The sequence below is a fragment of the Dapis purpurea BLCC-M126 genome (assembly GCF_050015975.1).
Lineage (GTDB): Bacteria > Cyanobacteriota > Cyanobacteriia > Cyanobacteriales > Microcoleaceae > Trichodesmium.
This window is the reverse complement of sequence record NZ_JBNHER010000005.1, coordinates 1-10452: the sequence shown is the minus strand read 5'-3', so window position 1 is coordinate 10452 and position 10452 is coordinate 1. Positions and strand designations below refer to the sequence as shown.

Sequence of the window (10452 nt, the reverse complement as noted above, 5' to 3'; positions counted from 1 at the left end):
CAGCAAATGAAACTACTATTGCTCTATCCGCAATAAAAGCAAAAATTTCACCATCATCTAAAATACAGACTGCTACTCTGCGAGAAGGCTTCGCCTACGGCTGCCTCAACTATTTCCGATTAAAGTAGAGTCTAATATTACCGCCTCGCAATGACAGCTACCGATTTTTTCGACCCAATACTTCTGACTTTTGACTTCTAACTTCTAACTTCAAAAAACCCTACCGCCTCAATAGCCGCCTCCAGAGCGATCGCCACATGAGTCCAATGAGTACCCCCCTGACAAAACACCACATAAGGTTCCCTCAAAGGTCCATCTGCCGAAAATTCCGAAGTAGATCCATCAATAAAAGTTCCACCTGCCATAACCAACTGACTTTCATATCCAGGCATAGGCGCCGGTACCGGATCTAAATAAGACCCCACAGGCGAATATTGCTGAATAGCTCGACAAAAAGCAATTAACTTCTCCGGGGAACCCAACCTTATCCCCTGAATAACATCCCGTCGTTTTTCCAGAGGCAAAGGATTAACAGGATAACCCAACTTATCAAAAACATAAGCCACCAAATGATTACCCTTCATAGCCTCCCCCACCATTTGTGGCGCCAAAAATAAACCTTGAAACAACAACCTATTTTGCTCAAAAGTTGCCCCCCCACTACTACCAATACCAGGAGCAGTTAACCGACAAGTTGCAGCTTCCACCAAATCTTCCCTACCTGCCACATACCCCCCCGCCATAACTATAGTGCCACCAGGATTTTTAATCAAAGACCCCGCTATTAAATCCGCCCCCACCGCCGTAGGTTCCCGGTCTTCAATAAACTCCCCATAACAATTATCCACAAAACAAACCGTTTCCGGATTTTGTTCCTTAACTATCTTGACAATTTGCTCAATATCTGTAATAGACAAACTAGGTCGCCAAGAATAACCACAAGAACGTTGAATCAAAGCCAGACGAGTCTTTTCCGTAATAGCAGACTCCAACCCTTGCCAATTTATCGTCCCAGTTTCCGTCAGAGGCAACTCCCGGTAACTAACCCCAAATTCCTTCAGAGAACCTTGACCTTCCTCCCTCAGACCAATTACCTCCTCCAAAGTATCGTAAGGAGAACCAACAACAGACAACATTTCATCCCCCGGCCTCAGAGTCCCAAACAAAGCACAAGCGATCGCATGGGTTCCCGAAACAAATTGGACTCTTACTGCCGCTGCCTCAGCCCCCATAACCTCAGCAAAAACCTTATCCAGAATTTCCCGCCCCAGATCGTCATGGCCATAACCAGTTACCCCAGAAAAATGATGGACACCTACCCGATGATGACGAAAAGCATCTATCACCCGTCTGAGATTTTGCTTGACTGAACCATTAATTTCGGAAAATATGGGCAATAGCTCTTGTTCTGCTGCTTGTAGATATTCAATACTGTTCATATTTATTTACTTTATTTGTGGTATGATTAATGATATGTAACATTTTTGTTAATGCTCAAATCTACAATAAAATAAAAAATTGTAATCCTTTAGAGAAAAAGCGCAATAAAAAAATTTTGTTTTGTTAAATGTAAACATAGTAAGTTATCTGGTTTGATAGGTTAAATTCTTATATTTAATTGGTAATACTTAAGATACTTCCCCTGGTTTATTTTTTCTATTTATAGTAGATTAATTGAGGAAAAATTCTCCTATACTACCTAGAAGGAATTTCAACTTCAACATTTAACATAACTCAGGATGTTGGTATAAAAATATTTTTATTAATAAATTAAGTAGTTAGTTATTACCAAAATATTTTCCAGATCCTCAAAACTTTCTGTTCTGAAAATAGCTCATATTTGAGCAACAAAGTTCGTAATTTAGAGACTTTTTATGACAATTTCGACATCAGAAAAACTTTCGTTGAATTGGCCTATAGTAGCCTTTATGGCATTCCTCCATATTGGAGCCCTTTTTGTCTTAGTTCCTAGTAACTTTAGTTGGACTGCAGTTGGTCTAGCTTTACTATTACATTGGATTACAGGTGGTCTGGGTATTACTCTAGGATTTCATCGTCTGGTGACACACCGTAGTTTTAAAACTCCCAAGTGGCTAGAATACTTCTTAGTTTTTTGTGGTACACTTGCCTGCGAAGGAGGAGTTTGTGATTGGGTAGGTTTACACCGCATTCATCATCTCCATTCAGATAACGAAAAAGATCCCCATGATTCTAGTCTTGGTTTTTGGTGGAGTCACATGGGTTGGATGCTCCATGATTTACCAATTAAGTCTGAAGTACCTCGCTACACAAAGGATATAGCAGACGATCCTGTTTACAAGTTTTTCCAAGCTTACTTTATTCCTATGCAAATTGCTTTTGGTATTTTGCTTTACCTGATAGGAGGATGGCCTTTTGTAGTTTGGTGTGTTTTCTTTAGATTAGTTGTTGTTTTTCACTGTACTTGGCTAGTCAATAGTGCCACTCATAAGTTTGGTTATCGTACTTATGATTCTGGCGATGGTTCAACTAACTGTTGGTGGGTAGCTGTGTTAACTTATGGTGAAGGTTGGCACAATAACCATCATGCTTTTCAATATTCAGCACGTCATGGTTTGCAATGGTGGGAAATTGATACAACTTGGATGATGATTCAATTCTTGCAAGCTTTTGGTTTAGCAACTGATGTGAAATTGGCAACAAAATAGTTTTGAGATAATAGGAGTTTTCCAGATAAAAATCTTGTTAACTCTATTATTTTGGTAATACATACTAGACATATTCAGAAATGACATCACCATTTTTCTAAAATTTTTGTAGGGAGGTTTTATATAACCTCCCTACATTACTTTTTGCACCGATTTGTAATATTATTTTGATTTAATATTTAGCTAAAGGAATAGCAGAAAATAAATTATACCAAATCCTGGTATAAAAGCAGGCTTGTCCAATTACCTAATCCCTTATATAGAAATGGCTGTAACTTTTAAAAAACACCCTATCACTAAGGCAGATTTGGTATTATCCCAATTTTTGTACTCTATCGTTAACTAGTTACTCTCTACTCCCTTACTTTTTTAATTTCTTATCTACTCCCTACTTCCTAATATTCAAGGGTAAGACAGGGTTATATCCCGGGAATTATCTGTATAAATTGCTTTTTAAATCTATTTTGGCAAATCTCAGAAAAAGTCATCGTCGGTGATGTGTTAATACAAACTGCCATAAAAATCATTTCTAATTCCCTTGAACAATATATTTAATCCTAGTAAAAGCTTCTAACCCAATCAAACCTTGAACAAAACATTTTTGATTAGACATTCCCAAGAAAATAGCATCTTTTTGATTTTGATAACGTGAAAATCTCGGAGATTTATTAATAAAACTACAAACACTATTAATACCTAAAGCAAACTGACGACTTTCCTGATAAGATTCAGCCACTAAACAGTCAGCATGACCACTACTATAATTATTAATCCACCTAATTCCTGAATCTATACAATCAACAACTTTAAAAGCAACTATTTTACTTAAATAAGCTTGATTCCATTCTCTATCCTCAGCTAAAGTTAAATCAGGAAACTCATCAACTAAAGCAGCATCTCCTCTAACTTCAAAACCATTTTCCTTCAAACTATTCCACAGTCTAACCACCACAGAAAAATTATGCTGACGATCGATTAAAACTTTTTCAATAGCATTAACTGGATCGGGCTTACTTTCATGGCTATCCAAAATCATCCAACGAACCATATCTAAACTACCAGTAGCAGACCAATAGAGATAACAATTTCCCATTGCTGCTTTTAAGACTGGTACAGTTGATACTCTTGCCACCTGCTCAACTAAACTAGAACGTCCATAAGGAATAACTAAATTTATATATCGGTCTTGAGTCAGCAACTCCTGAATTGAACTCTTGTCCGTAGGGGGTAAAAACTCTATACATTCCAAAGGCAAACCAACTTGTTCCAAAGCTAACCGTAATACTTTAGTAATAACTAAATTAGAATTACTAGCTTCACTCCCACCCCTAATAATTAAACTATTTGCTGTTTGAATAGACATTCCTGCAGCGATCGCCACCAACTCTGGAAATGCCTCACAAATTAAAGCAATAACTCCAAGGGGAATACATTGGCCATAACTCTGGCTATATTCTAGTTGGTATGAACCACCAACTACTTGCCCAACTAGATCTGGCAACTCACCAAGTCGTTGTAAAATTTGAACAGTAATTTGGAGTCGCTCTGGTGTCAACTTCAGCAATTCCACCATTGGCGCTGGAATAGGAATTGTCCGATTTGCTTCCAAATCCAGAGTGTTAGCTTCTAAAATCTCATTTTTATGCTGTAAAATTGCTTCTGCCATTGCTTGTAAGGCCATAGAGCGTTCTAAATACTTAGTTTTAGCAAGTTCTAGGGAACCTTGATGAGCACGATGAATCACATTCATCGTTAAGTTAGCAGAATAATCTTTCCTATTCATAAGTTTAACGTCTGTAAGCAAGCCAGACCATCAAGGCAGGAAGCATGGCCAAAAGCACTGCCACCAGTGCCCAAATAATTATATTAGAACCAGGAGAGTGTAAAGCTAAAGGTAGCCAAATCACCAAAGGTACTAAAATCATTACTAGAGCTAGTGGCAAGTAATTAGCCTTCCAATTGGAATAAGCCCGATACCATTGTTTACCTGTCCATCGCCAAGCCGGCTTATAGGAGTAGTGAGTAGAGAGTTGTTCAATAGTATCACCACTTTCATTGACAACAAATATTTGCTGACAGCGGTTACAGCCAAAGGCATCTGTCAGGGATATTGGAATTAAGCGGCCCTTACGCCGACATGGACAAGGGTACTCTCCATTCAAATCAATCTTTTGAGCTTTTTGAGGTCGCAAAGTAATCGTAGAACCGAAAGCGTTTATTGAAAAAAGATGATCTGAGACTCAGTATAGGTTTATTCTGCCAATTCTAGCTACTATTAAACTATAACCTGACTCAACAGTTTGTGCTAGCTATAATTCAACTCAAAAAATTTTTGAATAAAGCTAAAGCTTTGATTTTTCTTCCTCTGGTTTACAATAAAGTAGACTTTTAACTGTTAAATATCTAATAGAAAACATAAGATAGTAAGGTTTCTACAAAGTATATTTAGTAAGCGGGTAACGCGATTCGAACGCGCGACATCAACCTTGGCAAGGTTGCGCTCTACCACTGAGCTATACCCGCAATTTTTAACTAACATCTACTATATTTTCACAACTAACTTTATTTGTCAACCCCTAAGCAGAATTTTTTTGAGAGTAAATCCTTGATGAGTATTGTCATACTTCTGGAGATAAATCGGACTCTACAAAACTGGTTGAAGTTATTGGCAGTGTTTGAGTTTTACCAACAATACTATAATTATTGGGAGAGGAATTTATACCACTTTTAATTTGACGCATTAAACTTGCCATTTCTAGAGCATTCATAGCATATTCCCAACCTTTATTACTTTTAATACCAGCCCTTTCTAAAGCTTGCTGCATAGTATCTGTAGTCAAAACTCCAAAAATTACAGGTACTCCTGTTTGAAATGCTGCTGCAGCAATTCCTTTAGATACTTCAGCAGCTACATAATCAAAGTGAGGGGTGTGGCCTTTAATTACAGCTCCTAAACAAATTACGGCATCGTAGCGATTAGTCATGGCCAATTGACGTGCTACTAGAGGAATTTCAAAACTCCCTGGTATCCAAATATAATCCACTTGAGTCCCCTCTGGATTTGGATCGACACCGTGGCGTTTCAAACAGTCTTGACAACCCTCAATCAATTTGCCAGTAATTAAGTCATTGAAACGAGCAATGACAATAGCAAAGCGTAATGAATCAACTTGAGTAAATGTTCCCTCGAAAACTGTCATATCAAAATTTTCTTTAATCTTAGAATTATTACAATAAAAACTGATAGTTATTTATGCTAAGAGTCTAGAGATAACAAGCACCAACTCGCTATCCCCTGTCTCTTATATACATTTATTATTTCCTACCTTAGATTTTAGATATTGCTAGTTTAGATTAATCTAAAATCCAAATTTTTAACTATGGGAAGTTACTAAATCTGGCCTAAACTACTAAAAAGTTCAAAACACCCACTGCAATTACCAGTGCTACCCACAAACCAGAACCAATAAAAATTAAAGGTTTGCCCTGACTCCAGATTTGAGGAGAAGCATAGGCAAAAGGTACGCCAACTACTAAGATAAAAGATAATACCACTAATAGAAGTAGTACGAATTGAAATAGGAATGTTAACATTTTTTTTCTCCCGGTGCAACAACAAACTAATCCTATAAGAAATTAGAGTATCATAAACTGTGCTATGGTAATTTGGTAATTTTAATTTGAGTAGTGAATTTTCAGTTTAGGTAGATGGTAAAGTGTTTTTGAGTAACCACTAGGTGTTTAGTAAAATTAATGAAAGTGAATTTCTAGAATTTATCACAATCTCTACACTGAATTCTAGAAATGTCTTTGAGTAATAATTACTAAGTTTCTGTTGATTTTTAATTTTTCACTTCATTGAGTTTAATTGAACTATCTATATTTTCAGGTTAATTAACTATGATAGTTGAACTAAACAAGAGTTTAGTTAAGTAATGCTGTTTCTTATTTTTAACCAATAGCAAAATCCTCTAAAGCTTCTCTAAATTTATCGACCTTTAGCTAAATCGGCATAAATAATAATTTCTATGCCTAAAATCACCAATAGAATAAGTTCAAAAGCACAAAATATATGAATCACCACAGGAAGATTTGTACTTAGAGACCAGAAAGTAAATAAAGCCACTAAACCAGAGAAAAAAAAGTAATTTCATCAATAATTAATTGCTGTATTTTGCGCCTTCTTCTTCTTTAATCGCTTCTATGAGAAATCTCCCAACTAAAGATAGATTCGATCCTCTTCAGGAATTTATTACTATATTAGTTTCAGACTTAAGAAAATATAGAGTCTCTCGGAAAAATCCTTATAAAAATAACGATTATTTTTACTATCCCGAACTTTTACATCCGACACATTAACTCGATAACCTCTTTGACGGAGATGGGGCTTCAGAGCTGTATAAAAATTAAGAGCAATATCATTATGAGGAATACTCCCTCCAGTCATAGCTAAAATTTCACCGTCTATATATTCATGGCGAAATTCCTGTTTAGCTTCCCATTCTAGGTATTCTTCAGGAGTAATTTTTTGGTAATCTTGAGGTTGAGCAATCATAAGTTTTTTCGTATTTAGTAGATATTTCCAATAATAGAAAATAAAATATTATTTTAGCCATAAATTAATGTAGTTGGGTAGAATGAAGTGAAATCCAACACGCTCTTTATTGTGGTTGGATTACCCTTACGGGATATTGCTACGTTATACCTTTTAATCCGTATATCCGTAGCATAATCAGTGTGAGCAACCCAACCTACCCTATTTCCCCAAAATGCACCTAATTTTATGCCATACAACCGCAGACTTCGACGCTCTCGGCGCCGCCGTCGGCCTAACCCACCTCCACCCAGGTAGTCGCCTTGTACTAACAGGCGGTTGTCACCCCACTGTCAAAGAATTCCTCGCTCTCCATCGAGACGAATTTGCCATCATCGAACGTCGCTCCGTCAACCCAGAAAAAATCCGCTCCATATTTATCGTAGATAGTCAGACACGCTCCCGCCTGGGAAAAGTTGCCGAATGGTTAGATTTACCTCACCTATCAGAAATTATCATCTACGACCATCACTGTGAAATTCAATCAGATATTCCAGCGACCCACACTTATATAGAAGCAGTGGGAGCTACCACAACCCTAATTACAGAAAAACTCCAAACTCTCAAAAATAAATCTACCCCTATATTAACTCCAGCAGAAGCAACAATTATGGCGCTAGGCATCCACGCCGATACCGGATCTCTAACTTTTGACCACACAACGCCACGAGACGCAAAAGCTTTAGCATGGTTAATGCAACAAGGGGCAAGTTTACCTGTCATTGGCGAGTACATCGAACCTGGTTTATCACCGCAACTGCAAGATTTATTGAAAACAGCTCTAGAAAATTTGCAACGAGCCACCGTGAGAAATTATCAAATAGGGTCGATACTGTTACAAACAGATGAATATGTTCCCGGTTTATCCAGTTTAGCTTCCAGTTTAATAGACCTGACAGAAATAGATGCTCTTCTATTAGCTCACACCCACTGCCTCAAAGACACAACAGAAAAAAGCTTAACTATTATCGGGCGATCGCGTATCCCAGACGTTAACTTGAGCCAACTATTTCAACCTCTAGGTGGTGGTGGTCATAACCGAGCAGCAGCACTCAGTCGCCGAGACACCAACCCCCAAGCAAAATTAGAAGAATTAGTAGACCAACTCATCTCCCAAATTCCCCACCCACCCACTGCTAGAGATTTGATGTCATCTCCAGTTCGTACTATTCCTCCTGAAACATCTATAGAAGAAGCTCACCGAATACTATTACGTTATGGTCATTCTGGTTTATCAGTAGTAGACTCATTTGGGGAATTGGTGGGAATTATTTCTCGGCGAGATATTGATATTGCACTCCATCATGGTTTTAGTCATGCTCCAGTTAAAGGTTATATGACACCCCAACTCAAAACTATTTCCCCAGAAACAACTCTCCTAGAAATTGAAGAGCTTATGGTTACTTACGATATTGGTCGGTTGCCTGTATTGGAAAATAACCGCCTAGTCGGAATAGTCACGCGCACTGACGTTTTACGGGAATTGCATCAACAACAACGTCCTCAAGATAAACAACCTGGTTGCATTCCCGGCGAAACTTGTAAATCAATTACACAACTTTTAGAAGACCGCCTCGCCCCCCAACTATGGCAACTACTCACCTGTGTTGCTGAGTTGGCAGAAAAACAAGGTTGGCAACTATATCTAATTGGAGGAGGAGTAAGAGATTTACTGTTATCAAAATTCGATGAAACTTTATTATTAACAGATATAGATTTAGTTGTAGATGGTTGTCACTCTGACTCAGCAGCAAAACCTCCAGCATTAGAGTTAGCAGAAGCACTACAAAAAATTTATCCAACAGCACGTTTAGAAGTTCATGGTCAATTTCAAACTGCCGCTCTCCTTTGGCACAACGATCTAGTTTTAGACTCCCTTTGGATAGATATTGCTACTGCTCGTACAGAATTTTATCCCTATCCAGCAGCTAACCCAGAAGTCGAAGTAAGTTCAATTCGCCAAGATTTGTATCGGCGGGATTTTACTATTAATGCTTTGGCAGCACGACTGACTCAACCTCGTGTTGGAGAGTTGCTCGATCATTTTGGTGGGTTGTCAGATTTACAAGACAAACAAATTCGGGTGTTACACGCTAATAGTTTTATTGAAGACCCGACTCGTATTTATCGCGCGGTGAGGTTTGCGGTGAGATTGGGGTTTGAGATGGAACCAAAAACAGAGGGATATATTCATTATGCTATTAATAGTGGAGTATATGACCGTGAAACTGTTGGAAAGGTAGAAAAAAATAGAAGAGCACCTGCTTTAGAAACTCGACTCAAAAGTGAGTTGAAATATATTTTGCAAGCTCCCTATTGGAAACCTGCCTTAAAGTTATTGGGAAATCTGGGGGCGTTGCGATGTCTACATTGCACCTTAGCATTAGACCGAAGGTTGTGGAAACAGGTGTGTTTGTTGGATAGATGTTTACAACATTTTGACCCTGAGAAAAGGTTATCCCACTGGCAAATGCGCTTGGAGGTTTTAATTGCTGGTTTGGAGTCTGAGTATCGGGGTTTGGTAGGGAAAAATTTACAGTTGCCTGTGGATAGTATTAAGAGATTGGAGGAGTTGGAGTTGGTAAAGGTTAGCGTTATGGAAAATTTGCCAAAATGTGATACTCCGAGTCAGGTGGTGTGGTTGTTGAGGGAGTACGATCTACCGATGTTGATTTTAATTATTGTGCAATGTGAGCGTTGGATGCGACGCAAGATTTGGCAATATTTGACTCAGTGGGCAAATATTAAGCCTATTTTAAATGGAAATGATTTGAAGGTGATGGGTTATAAACCAGGGCGTGAGTTTAAGTTGATGTTGGACAATCTTTTGGCTGCGACTTTGGATGGGAAGGTGAGCGATCGCTCTGAGGCTGAGAAATTTTTAGCTCAATATTATCCTCTTTTTGAGTAGGAGAGTAGGGGAGTGGAGGAGTGGAGGAGTGGAGGAGTGGAGGAGATAACCACCAATTCTTTGTAACAATATCTACAATCTAAAAACTGTTGCGCAATAGTTGAATGAATTATCATATCAAATCCGTTTAATTCGGTATAAAAAAATGTTCCATCTTCAACCATTACCAAATATTTCTCGATCTCCCTAACTCCCCTACTCCCCTACTCCCCTACTCCCCTACTCCCCTACTCCCCTACTCCCCTACTCCCTAACTCCCC

General features: G+C 38.3%; 8 protein-coding genes and 1 tRNA gene. 2 read left to right on the top strand and 7 right to left on the bottom strand.

The genetic code is table 11. The features are described from left to right. Positions 1-197: 197 nt before the first annotated feature. The gene (locus tag ACP6PL_RS01390; protein ID WP_426541764.1) at positions 198-1439 is read right to left on the bottom strand and encodes a methionine gamma-lyase family protein; all 1242 of its coding nucleotides are present in this window, start codon (positions 1437-1439) and stop codon (positions 198-200) included. A 435-nt stretch (positions 1440-1874) separates the two neighbouring features. Here ACP6PL_RS01390 and ACP6PL_RS01385 point away from each other — a divergent pair, with 435 nt between their 5' ends. Beyond that, positions 1875-2687, top strand: a complete 813-nt coding sequence (locus ACP6PL_RS01385) for an acyl-CoA desaturase (RefSeq protein ID WP_426541762.1) — start codon at positions 1875-1877, stop codon at positions 2685-2687. 529 nt (positions 2688-3216) lie between these two features. Here ACP6PL_RS01385 and ACP6PL_RS01380 read toward each other — a convergent pair. The 6 genes from ACP6PL_RS01380 to ACP6PL_RS01355 all read right to left on the bottom strand — a co-directional run bounded on the left by ACP6PL_RS01380 (position 3217) and on the right by ACP6PL_RS01355 (position 7242). Then, the gene (locus tag ACP6PL_RS01380) at positions 3217-4470 is read right to left on the bottom strand and encodes a glutamate-5-semialdehyde dehydrogenase (RefSeq protein ID WP_426541760.1); all 1254 of its coding nucleotides are present in this window, start codon (positions 4468-4470) and stop codon (positions 3217-3219) included. Between the two features lie 4 nt (positions 4471-4474). Next, entirely contained in the window at positions 4475-4879 is a 405-nt protein-coding gene (locus ACP6PL_RS01375) for a hypothetical protein (protein WP_426541758.1), read from the bottom strand. A 259-nt stretch (positions 4880-5138) separates the two neighbouring features. Continuing rightward, positions 5139-5210: transfer RNA gene (locus tag ACP6PL_RS01370), tRNA-Gly, on the bottom strand. Positions 5211-5305: 95 nt separating this feature from the next. After that, positions 5306-5887: a 6,7-dimethyl-8-ribityllumazine synthase gene (gene ribH / locus ACP6PL_RS01365; RefSeq protein ID WP_426541756.1), complete on the bottom strand. Its 582-nt coding sequence runs from the start codon at positions 5885-5887 to the stop codon at positions 5306-5308. A 202-nt stretch (positions 5888-6089) separates the two neighbouring features. Continuing rightward, positions 6090-6281, bottom strand: a complete 192-nt coding sequence (psbZ, locus tag ACP6PL_RS01360) for a photosystem II reaction center protein PsbZ (RefSeq protein ID WP_293138513.1) — start codon at positions 6279-6281, stop codon at positions 6090-6092. 661 nt (positions 6282-6942) lie between these two features. Beyond that, the gene (locus ACP6PL_RS01355) at positions 6943-7242 is read right to left on the bottom strand and encodes a Uma2 family endonuclease (protein ID WP_426541754.1); all 300 of its coding nucleotides are present in this window, start codon (positions 7240-7242) and stop codon (positions 6943-6945) included. Positions 7243-7456: 214 nt separating this feature from the next. Between ACP6PL_RS01355 and ACP6PL_RS01350 the strand changes: the two genes are divergently transcribed. Further along, entirely contained in the window at positions 7457-10192 is a 2736-nt protein-coding gene (locus ACP6PL_RS01350; RefSeq protein ID WP_426541752.1) for a CBS domain-containing protein, read from the top strand. Positions 10193-10452 lie beyond the last annotated feature (260 nt).